The organism is Paenibacillus sp. AD87 (genome assembly GCF_001659845.1).
Taxonomy (GTDB): Bacteria; Bacillota; Bacilli; order Paenibacillales; family Paenibacillaceae; genus Paenibacillus; species Paenibacillus marchantiae.
Window position 1 is genome coordinate 1 of the sequence record NZ_LXQN01000021.1, and the last position, 13,357, is coordinate 13,357.

6 protein-coding genes, 1 tRNA gene and 3 rRNA genes are annotated in these 13,357 nt (G+C 48.7%); all 10 read left to right on the forward strand.

Going from position 1 to position 13,357, the window contains the following annotated elements; all coding sequences use genetic code 11:
• Positions 1-1,480 (forward strand): 16S ribosomal RNA (locus gpAD87_RS27755); the annotation flags it as partial.
• A gap of 101 nt (positions 1,481-1,581) precedes the next feature.
• Positions 1,582-1,657: transfer RNA gene (locus tag gpAD87_RS27760), tRNA-Ala, on the forward strand.
• Between the two features lie 256 nt (positions 1,658-1,913).
• Positions 1,914-4,839, forward strand: a 23S ribosomal RNA gene (locus gpAD87_RS27765).
• 80 nt (positions 4,840-4,919) lie between these two features.
• Positions 4,920-5,036: ribosomal RNA gene (gene rrf / locus gpAD87_RS27770) — 5S ribosomal RNA — on the forward strand.
• Between the two features lie 233 nt (positions 5,037-5,269).
• A complete protein-coding gene (locus tag gpAD87_RS27775; protein ID WP_064642085.1) occupies positions 5,270-6,445 on the forward strand; it encodes a GNAT family N-acetyltransferase in 1,176 nt (391 codons plus the stop codon).
• A gap of 472 nt (positions 6,446-6,917) precedes the next feature.
• Entirely contained in the window at positions 6,918-7,379 is a 462-nt protein-coding gene (locus tag gpAD87_RS27780) for a CtsR family transcriptional regulator (protein ID WP_063567405.1), read from the forward strand.
• 30 nt (positions 7,380-7,409) lie between these two features.
• Complete coding sequence (locus tag gpAD87_RS27785) at positions 7,410-7,934, forward strand: UvrB/UvrC motif-containing protein (protein WP_063567406.1); 525 nt, start codon at positions 7,410-7,412, stop codon at positions 7,932-7,934.
• Between the two features lie 28 nt (positions 7,935-7,962).
• Positions 7,963-9,033 (forward strand): protein arginine kinase, encoded by a 1,071-nt coding sequence (locus gpAD87_RS27790; RefSeq protein ID WP_053779232.1) that lies wholly within the window; start codon positions 7,963-7,965, stop codon positions 9,031-9,033.
• A 187-nt stretch (positions 9,034-9,220) separates the two neighbouring features.
• A complete protein-coding gene (gene clpC, locus gpAD87_RS27795; RefSeq protein WP_063567408.1) occupies positions 9,221-11,683 on the forward strand; it encodes an ATP-dependent protease ATP-binding subunit ClpC in 2,463 nt (820 codons plus the stop codon).
• 294 nt (positions 11,684-11,977) lie between these two features.
• Complete coding sequence (gene radA / locus gpAD87_RS27800; RefSeq protein ID WP_063567409.1) at positions 11,978-13,345, forward strand: DNA repair protein RadA; 1,368 nt, start codon at positions 11,978-11,980, stop codon at positions 13,343-13,345.
• Positions 13,346-13,357 lie beyond the last annotated feature (12 nt).

Sequence of the window (13,357 nt, forward strand, 5' to 3'; positions counted from 1 at the left end):
ACTTGAAGAGAAGCTTGCTTCTCGGATGGTTAGCGGCGGACGGTGAGTAACACGTAGGCAACCTGCCCTCAAGTTTGGGACAACTACCGGAAACGGTAGCTAATACCGAATAGTTGTTTTCTTCTCCTGAAGAGAACTGGAAAGACGGAGCAATCTGTCACTTGGGGATGGGCCTGCGGCGCATTAGCTAGTTGGTGGGGTAACGGCTCACCAAGGCGACGATGCGTAGCCGACCTGAGAGGGTGATCGGCCACACTGGGACTGAGACACGGCCCAGACTCCTACGGGAGGCAGCAGTAGGGAATCTTCCGCAATGGGCGAAAGCCTGACGGAGCAATGCCGCGTGAGTGATGAAGGTTTTCGGATCGTAAAGCTCTGTTGCCAGGGAAGAACGCTTGGGAGAGTAACTGCTCTCAAGGTGACGGTACCTGAGAAGAAAGCCCCGGCTAACTACGTGCCAGCAGCCGCGGTAATACGTAGGGGGCAAGCGTTGTCCGGAATTATTGGGCGTAAAGCGCGCGCAGGCGGCCATTTAAGTCTGGTGTTTAATCCCGGGCTCAACCCCGGATCGCACTGGAAACTGGGTGACTTGAGTGCAGAAGAGGAGAGTGGAATTCCACGTGTAGCGGTGAAATGCGTAGATATGTGGAGGACACCAGTGGCGAAGGCGACTCTCTGGGCTGGTAACTGACGCTGAGGCGCGAAAGCGTGGGGAGCAACAGGATTAGATACCCTGGTAGTCCACGCCGTAAACGATGAGTGCTAGGTGTTAGGGGTTTCGATACCCTTGGTGCCGAAGTTAACACATTAAGCACTCCGCCTGGGGAGTACGGTCGCAAGACTGAAACTCAAAGGAATTGACGGGGACCCGCACAAGCAGTGGAGTATGTGGTTTAATTCGAAGCAACGCGAAGAACCTTACCAGGTCTTGACATCCCTCTGATCGGTACAGAGATGTATCTTTCCTTCGGGACAGAGGAGACAGGTGGTGCATGGTTGTCGTCAGCTCGTGTCGTGAGATGTTGGGTTAAGTCCCGCAACGAGCGCAACCCTTGATCTTAGTTGCCAGCATTTCGGATGGGCACTCTAAGGTGACTGCCGGTGACAAACCGGAGGAAGGTGGGGATGACGTCAAATCATCATGCCCCTTATGACCTGGGCTACACACGTACTACAATGGCCGGTACAACGGGCTGTGAAGCCGCGAGGTGGAACGAATCCTAAAAAGCCGGTCTCAGTTCGGATTGCAGGCTGCAACTCGCCTGCATGAAGTCGGAATTGCTAGTAATCGCGGATCAGCATGCCGCGGTGAATACGTTCCCGGGTCTTGTACACACCGCCCGTCACACCACGAGAGTTTATAACACCCGAAGTCGGTGGGGTAACCGCAAGGAGCCAGCCGCCGAAGGTGGGATAGATGATTGGGGTGAAGTCGTAACAAGGTAGCCGTATCGGAAGGTGCGGCTGGATCACCTCCTTTCTATGGAGAATCGTTTCCCGCGTGGAAACATTCAAATACGCAGCTTAGCTGCAACAGCAACACAGTTACTTATCCATTTGTTCAGTTTTGATGGAATTTGAGGGGCCATAGCTCAGCTGGGAGAGCGCCTGCCTTGCAAGCAGGAGGTCAGCGGTTCGATCCCGCTTGGCTCCACCAAAGAATTTCGTCTATTTAGCTTGTTCTTTGAAAACTAGATATCGAAACGAAAATTGCGAATTAGAACATTCCTTTTAGGGATGGATACTTGTTCGGTTCAAGTAACCGAAACAACAATCATCCTAGCTGAACTTGTGTAAACAAGTGAAGTGTTTATAAGGTAGAATGCTATTGCGATGGTATCGAATGGGAAGCGACTTTTGGCTTTGGACGTAGTCCAAAACAAGCGGAGCGCGCCATCGAAACCGGAGCAACTGGTTAAGCTACTAAGAGCACACGGAGGATGCCTAGGCGCTAGGAGCCGATGAAGGACGTGGCGAACAACGAAACTGCCTCGGGGAGCTGTAAGCAAGCTTTGATCCGGGGGTGTCCGAATGGGGAAACCCAGCTGGGGTAATTTCCAGTTACTCATAACTGAATACATAGGTTATGTAGAGGCATACCAAGGGAACTGAAACATCTAAGTACCTTGAGGAAGAGAAAACAATAGTGATTCCGTCAGTAGCGGCGAGCGAACGCGGAGAAGCCCAAACCAGAGAGCTTGCTCTTTGGGGTTGTGGGACGTCTCACATGGAGTTACAAAGGAACCGGTTAAGCGAAGAGGTCTGGAAAGGCCCGCCAAAGAAGGTAAAAGCCCTGTAGTTGAAAGTCTGTTCCCTCCGAGACGGATCCCGAGTAGTGCGGGGCACGTGAAACCCCGTATGAATCCGGCAGGACCATCTGCCAAGGCTAAATACTTCCTAGCGACCGATAGTGAAGCAGTACCGTGAGGGAAAGGTGAAAAGCACCCCGGAAGGGGAGTGAAATAGAACCTGAAACCGTGTGCTTACAAAAAGTCAGAGCCCGTTTTAGGGGTGATGGCGTGCCTTTTGTAGAATGAACCGGCGAGTTACGTTCCCGTGCAAGGTTAAGGTGAAGAGCCGGAGCCGCAGCGAAAGCGAGTCTGAATAGGGCGACATAGTACGTGGACGTAGACCCGAAACCGGGTGATCTACCCCTGTCCAGGGTGAAGGTGCGGTAACACGCACTGGAGGCCCGAACCCACGCATGTTGAAAAATGCGGGGATGAGGTGGGGGTAGCGGAGAAATTCCAATCGAACTCGGAGATAGCTGGTTCTCCCCGAAATAGCTTTAGGGCTAGCCTCGGAAAACAGAGTCGTGGAGGTAGAGCACTGATTGGGTGCGGGGCCCGCAAGGGTTACCAAGCTCAGTCAAACTCCGAATGCCATAGACTTACTTCCGGGAGTCAGACAGTGAGTGCTAAGATCCATTGTCAAAAGGGAAACAGCCCAGACCATCAGCTAAGGTCCCCAAGTGTGTGTTAAGTGGGAAAGGATGTGGAGTTGCACAGACAACCAGGATGTTGGCTTAGAAGCAGCCACCATTGAAAGAGTGCGTAATAGCTCACTGGTCGAGTGACTCTGCGCCGAAAATGTAACGGGGCTAAACACACCACCGAAGCTATGGCTTGATGCTTTGCATCAGGGGTAGGGGAGCGTTGTATAAGGGTTGAAGGTGTACCGTAAGGAGCGCTGGACATTATACAAGTGAGAATGCCGGTATGAGTAACGAAAAGATCAGTGAGAATCTGATCCGCCGAAAGCCTAAGGGTTCCTGAGGAAGGCTCGTCCGCTCAGGGTAAGTCGGGACCTAAGGCGAGGCCGAAAGGCGTAGTCGAAGGACAACAGGTCGAAATTCCTGTACCACCGTAAGCCGTTATGAGCAATGGGGGGACGCAGCAGGGTAGTGACGCGGACTGATGGATGTCCGTCTAAGCAGTGAGGCTGATGTGTAGGCAAATCCGCACATCGTTAAGGCTGGGCTGTAATGGGGAGCGAAAATTATAGTAGCGAAGGTCATGATCTCACACTGCCAAGAAAAGCCTCTAGCCAGGTGATGGTGCCCGTACCGCAAACCGACACAGGTAGGCGAGAAGAGAATTCTAAGGCGCGCGGAAGAACTCTCGTTAAGGAACTCGGCAAAATGACCCCGTAACTTCGGGAGAAGGGGTGCCCCGGTAGTGTGAATAGCACGAGGGGGCCGCAGTGAAAAGGCCCAAGCGACTGTTTAGCAAAAACACAGGTCTGTGCGAAGCCGTAAGGCGAAGTATACGGGCTGACGCCTGCCCGGTGCTGGAAGGTTAAGGGGAGCGGTTAGGAGCAATCCGAAGCTGTGAACCGAAGCCCAGTAAACGGCGGCCGTAACTATAACGGTCCTAAGGTAGCGAAATTCCTTGTCAGGTAAATTCTGACCCGCACGAATGGCGTAACGACTTGGGCGCTGTCTCAACGAGAGATCCGGTGAAATTTTAATACCTGTGAAGATGCAGGTTACCCGCGACAAGACGGAAAGACCCCATGGAGCTTTACTGCAGCTTGATATTGAATTTGGGTACGATCTGTACAGGATAGGTGGGAGCCTTTGAAACGTGAGCGCCAGCTTGCGTGGAGGCACCGTTGGGATACCACCCTGATCGTATCTAGGTTCTAACCTGGTACCGTAATCCGGTGCGGGGACAGTGTCAGGTGGGCAGTTTGACTGGGGCGGTCGCCTCCTAAAGAGTAACGGAGGCGCCCAAAGGTTCCCTCAGAATGGTTGGAAATCATTCGAAGAGTGCAAAGGCATAAGGGAGCTTGACTGCGAGACCTACAAGTCGAGCAGGGACGAAAGTCGGGCTTAGTGATCCGGTGGTACCGCATGGAAGGGCCATCGCTCAACGGATAAAAGCTACCCTGGGGATAACAGGCTTATCTCCCCCAAGAGTCCACATCGACGGGGAGGTTTGGCACCTCGATGTCGGCTCATCGCATCCTGGGGCTGAAGTAGGTCCCAAGGGTTGGGCTGTTCGCCCATTAAAGCGGTACGCGAGCTGGGTTCAGAACGTCGTGAGACAGTTCGGTCCCTATCTGTCGTGGGCGTAGGAAATTTGAGAGGAGCTGTCCTTAGTACGAGAGGACCGGGATGGACGTACCGCTGGTGTACCAGTTGTTCCGCCAGGAGCACCGCTGGGTAGCTATGTACGGAAGGGATAAGCGCTGAAAGCATCTAAGCGTGAAGCCCCCCTCAAGATGAGATTTCCCAGTATGTAAGACCCCTTGAAGACGACGAGGTAGATAGGCTGGGGGTGGAAGTGCAGCAATGCATGGAGCTGACCAGTACTAATCGGTCGAGGGCTTATCCAAATATGCACGTTGTAAATCGCACATTTCGTTTCGGATCTAGTTTTCAGAGAATAAACTCTGAATGTAAGCTAAGCTATGCGTTTGGTGGCGATGGCGGAGGGGTTCCACACGTACCCATCCCGAACACGACCGTTAAGCCCTCTAGCGCCGATGGTACTTGGACCGCAGGGTCCTGGGAGAGTAGGACGCCGCCAAGCGAAGAACCACTGCCGATGTTATTCGGTGGTGGTTTTTATTTGCGTTTTTTAACTATAAATCATAGGTGAAACAATTATAATACACGAAAAAAGTTATTCCCCGAGAGATGCCCGTGCATCTCTTGTTTGACTTTGTCCCGTTCCTCTGACACACTCATAAATGGATACATACATCACGTATCAGGCCATGATTTGAAAGATATCATAACTTAGAGAACGGGGTGCAGGACGACATGGAAATTCAGAAATTAACCGTAGATGATTTTGAGCCAGCTATGGCACTCTCCGAGTATGCTTTTCAAGTGGTAATGAGTGAAGAGCAAACGGAGAAGAGACGGAGTCAATTTGATTCACAGGATATATGGGGTGTATTTGAGGAAGGACAATTGGGTGCCAAACTTCATATTATTCCTTTTCAAACCTATATTCATGGGAGATCGTTCGAGATGGGCGGTATTGCGGGAGTAGCGACATGGCCAGAATATAGACGTAAAGGCTGGGTAGCTGGGCTGTTGAAGCATGCGCTGGAGGAAATGAACCGTAACAAACAAAGTATATCGTTTTTGCATCCGTTTTCTTTTGCATTTTATCGGAGATATGGATGGGAGACGTATGTTGAGTTTAAACGATATAAAGTGCCTACAGCTCATCTGCCTGCGAAAAAGGCAACCCCTGGAACAATTCGCCGTGGCGATCCGGGACTCAGTATATTAAAGGAAGTATACAGTGCGTACGCTGAACGCTATAACGGAACCTTGATTCGGGATGATGCGAGATGGGAGAATTCAGTTCTATCTAATGGCGCCAGCCAGAAGGCTGTATATTATGATGAAGCTGGTAAAGCACAAGGCTATGTTTTATATGAGGTTAAGGAAAGAAAGTTTACCATTAAAGAGATCATTTATCTGAATGAAGAGACAAGACAAGGTTTGTGGACCTTTATTGCCAACCATGATTCCATGATTGAGGAAGTCACTTTACAGGCACCAGCCAGTGATATGCTTGCTTTTCAATTAGATAATCCGCGGATTCAGCAGGAAATTGTACCTTTCTTCATGGCACGTATTGTGAGTGTAGAACAATTTATTTCACAGTATCCTTTTGCGAGCCCAGACTCACCAGTACAGATTAATCTCCAGGTAGAGGATGCCCATGCACCATGGAATGAAGGGGTATGGCAGTTGAATGTGGCGATGAATGGTACAGCTTCGATATGGAAAACATCTGAGTCGGCAGCTAAAGATCAGACTGTTAAAGTAGACATACAGGCGCTCACCGCAATGCTGATGGGGTATCGTAGGCCCGCAGAGATGGCTCAAATAGGTAGAATTGAAGGACCGAATGGAGCGATTAAGGCTTTGGAGCAAGCGATTCCTGAACGGGAAACGTATTTACTTGATTTTTTCTGATCCTCATAGAGTAACGAGTATTTTAGGATCAATTTCATAGACTTAACTTGTATAGCATTACGACGTAAGTGTGAGACAAATGGACTTCTCCAGCTATTTTGGAGAGGTTTTTTTGTGTCAGCCGAATATTTCGTGTAAAATCGTAAAAAATGAATAGTGCTCCCTCTTGGCAAAACCACAAAATATGCTATAATGTATATAAAGTCAAAGAAAGTCAAAGTCAACTAAAGGTTAAATACTTACGTAGCTTTCTTTCTGCAATCCGGTGGTGGGAGCCATATTAAAGGTAGTACACATCAGCGGATAAAAGCAATATTAAAGGACCTTCGAGCGTCCTTCGCTCTCCTGTTGAAGACCGTTGAAGATCAGTTTCGCTGTTTCCTTGATTGGTTAAATGGGTTGAGAAGGTGTACTCTGTAGGGGCGTGTGGGTCCTTATTGACTTAACGTTTCAGACAGTGGAGGATGAGTGGATGCGTAATATCTCTGATATTATCGAACAATATCTGAAGAGTATTTTGCATGAAAGTCCCGAAGGATTGGTCGAAATTCAACGTAATGATCTGGCTGATCAATTTTCATGTGTGCCTTCCCAGATCAATTATGTCATCAGCACCCGATTTACACTCGAAAAAGGTTACCTTGTAGAGAGTAAACGTGGCGGCGGCGGTTATGTTCGCATACAGCGGATTGAATTGCCGGCTCACTCGGCTCTGCATAACCATTTGCACCATAGTATTGGAGATGAGATCGGGCAGACAGCTGCCGAAGGTCTGATCTACCAACTGGAAGAAGCACGTTTCTTAAGCAAAAGGGAAGCCGGGTTGATGCGGGCAGCTGTATCGAGAGAGATTATATTGGTCAAACTTCCTTACCGGGATCAAATTCGTGCCAGAATGTTAAAGGCGATGTTAATATCTTTGCTCGGTAAATGAAAACTATCGGGATCAAGGGGGTACATCATTGTGCTGTGCCAAGAATGCAACAACCGTCCGGCAACACTCCATTTCACGAAGATCGTGAACGGAGAGAAGACGGAATTCCATATTTGTGAGTCATGTGCTCGTGAAAAAGGGGAAATGATTCCAGGAACATCCAACGGATTTTCCATTCATAACTTATTGTCCGGGTTGCTTGATTTTGAACCCTCAGGCAAGAATGGCAGTGCGGGAGCAACACCCGCGCAATCCCTTCGTTGTGAAGAATGCGGCATGACCTATTCACAGTTTAGCAAAATCGGCCGCTTTGGCTGTAGTTCTTGTTATAAATATTTTGACAGTCGTCTGGACCCGCTATTCAAACGGGTTCATGGCAGCACTTCCCACGTGGGTAAAGTGCCTGCACGAGCTGGTGGTCGCATCAAGGTCAAAAGACAGATTGCTGATCTGAAACGGGATCTTCAGGAGAGCATAACGCAAGAGGAGTTTGAAGAAGCCGCTCAAATTCGTGATCAGATCAGGGAACTTGAAAAAGAAATAGCTCAGGAGTAAAGTTTGTGATGAGTAGGAGGGATGCGTAATGCCTAATCTGCGTTTTACAGAGAAGGCGCTCAGCGACTGGATGCGTAGTGATGCGGCTGATTCCGAAATCGTCATTAGCAGCCGAGTCCGGATCGCACGCAACCTGCAGCATTATCCGTTTCCGATGCTGGCTTCCAATGAGCAATCGGAAGAAGTGCTGAATAAGCTGAGCGAAGTACTTCAATACGATGACGTTCATGCCTTTGGAGATTTTCATACCCTGGATCTGATTGATATCGATGACCTTGACAAACGGGTGCTGGTGGAGAAGCATTTGATCAGTCCCAGTCTTGCGAACGAATCCAGAAATGGTGCTGTTATTCTCAGTGAGGATGAATCTGTCAGTATTATGATTAATGAAGAGGATCATCTTCGTATCCAGTGCCTCTATCCGGGGTTCCAGGTAAAAGAAGCCTGGGAGAAAGCTTCCGCCATAGATGATGCTTTTGAAGCGCATGTGGATTATGCTTTTGATGACCGCAGAGGATATTTAACCAGCTGTCCTACGAATGTAGGTACAGGTGTCAGAGCATCTGTCATGATGCATCTGCCCGCTCTGGTGATGACACAGCAGATTGGCCGCATTCTAACCGCAGTCTCCCAAGTCGGACTGACTGTACGGGGAATTTACGGTGAAGGCAGTGAGGCGATGGGTAACCTGTTCCAGATCTCCAACCAGATCACACTGGGGCAGACGGAACAAGAAGTCATCGATAACCTGCATAGTGTTGTGTTACAGATGATTGGGCATGAGCGTACCGCCAGAGAACGGTTAATTACCGACTCCAGATTGCGGATTACCGACAGGGTTATGCGTTCTTACGGCATTTTGTCCCATGCAGCCATCGTCGATTCGAAGGAAGCTGCACAGCGTCTGTCTGATGTTCGACTTGGTGTAGATCTCGGATTGTTGGACGGCTTGTCCATTACCGTGATGAACGAGTTGAACGTGATGACGCAGCCGGGCTTTTTGCAGAAAACATTTGGGGAAGACATGCGGACAGATGAGCGTGACATATATCGGGCTCAGTTGATCCGTGATACGATCAGTGCAGCCAATCAATCCTAGGTTGTTCAATAGTTGTTTATAAAGGTTTCACGCCGCATCTGCGGCTTTTATATAATAGAGCATTTCTATAAATGAATGCTGAATGATTTTATTCGCAGCACGGCTGCAAACAAAAATGATATGAAGAATACGGTGGGATCCTTTCAACAGCCCCCGTTTTATCCAAAACCATGGAGGTGCAGGAGATATGATGTTTGGAAGATTTACGGAACGGGCCCAAAAGGTGCTCGCATTGGCGCAGGAAGAAGCTGTCCGTCTTGGTCATAATAACATCGGTACAGAGCACATTTTGCTCGGCCTCATTCGTGAAGGCGAAGGCATCGCAGCCAAAGCGCTGATCGGCCTGGGACTCGGATTGGAAAAAATTCAAGATGAAGTAGAGACGCTAATTGGCCGTGGCCAAGAGCAACCTACGAACATTGCATATACGCCTCGTGCGAAAAAAGTGATTGAATTGTCTATGGATGAAGCTCGCAAATTGGGCCATACCTATGTAGGCACAGAGCATATCCTGCTTGGATTGATTCGTGAAGGCGAAGGGGTTGCAGCACGTGTGCTGAACAACCTGGGTATTAGTTTGAACAAGGCACGTCAACAAGTGCTGCAACTGCTTGGCAGCAGTGAAGCTGTATCCAGTCATAATGGTACGCCTTCCAATGTCAGCACACCAACACTGGACAGTCTGGCACGTGATCTTACGGCGTATGCCAAGGAGAACAACCTGGACCCAGTGATTGGACGTAGTAAAGAAATCGAACGTGTTATCCAGGTGCTGAGCCGTCGTACCAAGAACAACCCAGTACTGATCGGTGAGCCAGGTGTAGGTAAAACAGCTATTGCTGAAGGACTTGCACAAAAAATCATCGCCAACGAAATTCCGGAGACTTTGCGTGACAAACGTGTCATGACATTGGATATGGGTTCAGTTGTTGCAGGTACAAAATATCGCGGTGAATTCGAAGATCGTCTGAAAAAAATTATGGATGAAATTCGTCAAGCGGGTAACATTGTCTTGTTCATCGACGAATTGCATACCCTGATTGGTGCAGGCGGAGCGGAAGGTGCAATTGATGCTTCGAACATTTTGAAACCGGCTTTGGCCCGTGGAGAATTGCAGTGCATCGGTGCTACAACGTTGGATGAATATCGCAAATATATCGAGAAGGATGCTGCGCTAGAGCGTCGTTTCCAACCGATTACGGTCGATCAGCCTTCTCCAGAAGAAGCGGTTCAAATTTTGCATGGTTTACGTGATCGTTACGAAGCGCATCACCGGGTAAAAATTACGGATGAAGCGATTGTGCAGGCGGTTAAACTGTCTGATCGGTACATTACAGACCGTTTCCTGCCGGACAAAGCGATTGACCTGATTGATGAGGCGGGTTCCAAAGTAAGACTGAACTCTTACACGATCCCACCTAACCTCAAACAACTGGAGAGCCGTCTCGAGGATATCCGGAAGGAAAAAGACGCAGCGGTTCAAAGCCAGGAGTTCGAAAAGGCAGCAGCGCTGCGTGACACGGAACAAAAAATCCGTGAAGAGCTGGATGTAACGAAGAACCAATGGAAAGAAAAACAAGGTCGCACGGATTCTGAGGTAACTCCTGAGGATATCGCACAAGTAGTAGCCAGCTGGACGGGTATTCCGGTGAATCAGCTGAAAGAAGAAGAGACACAACGCTTGATGAATCTGGAATCAATTCTGCATGAACGTGTCATCGGTCAGGATGAGGCTGTGAAGTCCGTCAGTCGTGCAGTTCGTCGTGCTCGTGCTGGATTGAAAGATCCGAAACGTCCAATGGGTTCATTTATCTTCCTTGGTCCTACAGGGGTAGGTAAAACCGAGCTGGCTCGTGCTCTTGCAGAAGCAATGTTCGGGGATGAAAATGCAGTCATCCGGATTGATATGTCCGAGTATGGCGAGAAGCATTCCACTTCAAGACTCGTCGGAGCGCCTCCGGGATATGTGGGATATGAAGAAGGTGGACAGCTGACAGAGAAAGTTCGTCGCAAACCTTACTCTGTCGTCCTGCTCGATGAAATCGAGAAAGCACATCCTGAAGTATTCAACATCTTGCTGCAAGTGCTTGAGGATGGTCGTCTGACCGACTCCAAAGGTCGCGTCGTAGACTTCCGGAATACGTTGATTATTTTGACATCCAATGTGGGTGCAGAAGCGATCAAACGTAACTCTACACTGGGCTTTACGGCAGTAGTGGATGCAGGTGCGGATTACGATAACATGAAGGGTAAAGTGATGGATGAGCTGAAGAAAAGTTTCCGTCCTGAGTTCCTTAACCGGATTGATGAAATTATCGTGTTCCATTCTCTTGAAGAAAAACACATTGCTGAGATTGTTACACTGATGAGTGAAGAGCTTCGTAAACGTCTGAATGAATACGAGGTCGACTTCGAGCTCACAGACAATGCCAAGGCTTTCCTTGCCAAAGCAGGCTTCGATCCAGCCTATGGTGCTCGTCCGCTTCGTCGGGCGATCCAGAAGCATATTGAAGACAAATTGTCGGAAGAATTGCTTACGGGTAATGTGACTAAAGGTGATTCGTTGCTCATCGATGAAGAGAATGGAGCATTGTCTGTAACTAAAAAAGACGTTGTTGTTCCTTCCACTGAGGAAATCGAAACGAAATAAGTAACACTCAACTAGTGACATAACTACTGAGTCTGATGTATAAAACAAAAATCCTTCCTGGCTTTAGTCGGGAAGGATTTTTTTGTGTTTTTGTGCCAGTCAGAGACCCAGAGCTGTTGTTTATCAGAAAATAAACTTTGAAGTGCTACGAACATGTGTAAAGTTTGCGATAATCCTTTACGAAAAATCTCAAACAATGGTAAACTTTTATTAACCCTGCACGTCAGGGAATTAAGGCAAAATTCGTCGAAAAATGCAAAATGCTGTTATAAAATAAATCCTAGGAGTGCTGAAGTGGCCAAAGTTAAAACCAAGTTTCAGTGTACGGAATGCGGCTATGAAGCCCCCAAATGGTACGGCAAATGTCCGGGTTGTCAGTCTTGGAATTCAATGGTGGAAGAAACCGAAACGGTGGTCAAAACACAAGGGAGAAATTCCCCTCTCTTTGAGAGTAAAGATAAGCCACTTCCCATCATAGATATAGATAGCGGTCAGGAACCGCGTGTACAGACTGGAATTGAAGAGCTGAACCGGGTTTTGGGCGGCGGAATTGTTCCAGGATCTCTCGTTCTGGTGGGCGGAGACCCCGGAATCGGAAAATCAACATTGATGTTACAAACATCTCATGCTTTGACTCACTCAGGTTTGCGTGTGTTATATGTCTCAGGTGAGGAATCAGTTAAGCAAACGAAATTGCGGGCTGACCGTCTGGGTGCGCTGTCTCCTGAGTTATATGTACTATGTGAGACCAATATGGAGCGGGTAGAGGAAGCGGTAGAGCAGATCCAGCCGCATTTTCTAGTCATCGACTCTATTCAGACCGTATATCTGCCAGAAGTCACCAGTGCACCCGGCAGTGTAGCTCAGGTAAGGGAATGTACCTCACGGTTCATGCGAATCGCCAAAGGGCGAGGCATTGCAACCGTACTTGTGGGGCATGTTACGAAAGAAGGCGCCATTGCAGGTCCACGTATGTTGGAACATATGGTGGACTGTGTTCTTTATTTTGAAGGAGAACGGCATCATACGTATCGCCTTTTACGTGCGGTGAAGAACCGTTTTGGTTCGACCAATGAGATCGGCATTTTTGAAATGGGCGAAGATGGACTTCGTGAAGTAGGCAACCCTTCTGAGCTCTTTTTGTCAGAACGTCCACTGGGTGTGGCTGGTTCTACCGTAGTTGCCAGCATGGAGGGCACACGTCCTCTGCTTGTGGAATTGCAGGCATTGATTTCAACCACACATTTCCCTTCTCCGCGGCGTATGGCAACAGGGGTAGATCTCCATCGATTAAACCTGATTATTGCGGTACTGGAGAAACGGATGGGCATGTTCTTGCAAACGCAGGATGCTTATCTGAACGTAGCTGGTGGTGTGAGATTAGATGAGCCGGCAGTAGATTTGGCGGTTGCTGTAAGTATCGCATCCAGCTTGAGAGATGTACCGACCAAGCCAGATGACGTCATCTTTGGGGAAATCGGTTTAACGGGTGAAGTTCGGGCCGTTTCAAGGGCTGAACAACGTGTGAAAGAAGCTCAGAAATTGGGCTTCAAGCGTGTCATTTTACCAGAAAAAAGCTTAAAGGGCTGGAAACATCCTCGCGGGATACAACTGATCGGTGTGAATACCGTGGCAGATGCACTAGCGGTTGCTTTAGATTAGGGGGCATAACAA

Bases quoted from the DNA above. Each gene is read 5' to 3' on its own strand.
- gpAD87_RS27780 (WP_063567405.1), top strand. From the start codon at position 6,918: ATGCGTAATATCTCTGATATTATCGAACAATATCTGAAGAGTATTTTG.
- gpAD87_RS27790 (WP_053779232.1), top strand. From the start codon at position 7,963: ATGCCTAATCTGCGTTTTACAGAGAAGGCGCTCAGCGACTGGATGCGT.
- clpC (WP_063567408.1), top strand. From the start codon at position 9,221: ATGATGTTTGGAAGATTTACGGAACGGGCCCAAAAGGTGCTCGCATTG.
- gpAD87_RS27775 (WP_064642085.1), top strand. From the start codon at position 5,270: ATGGAAATTCAGAAATTAACCGTAGATGATTTTGAGCCAGCTATGGCA.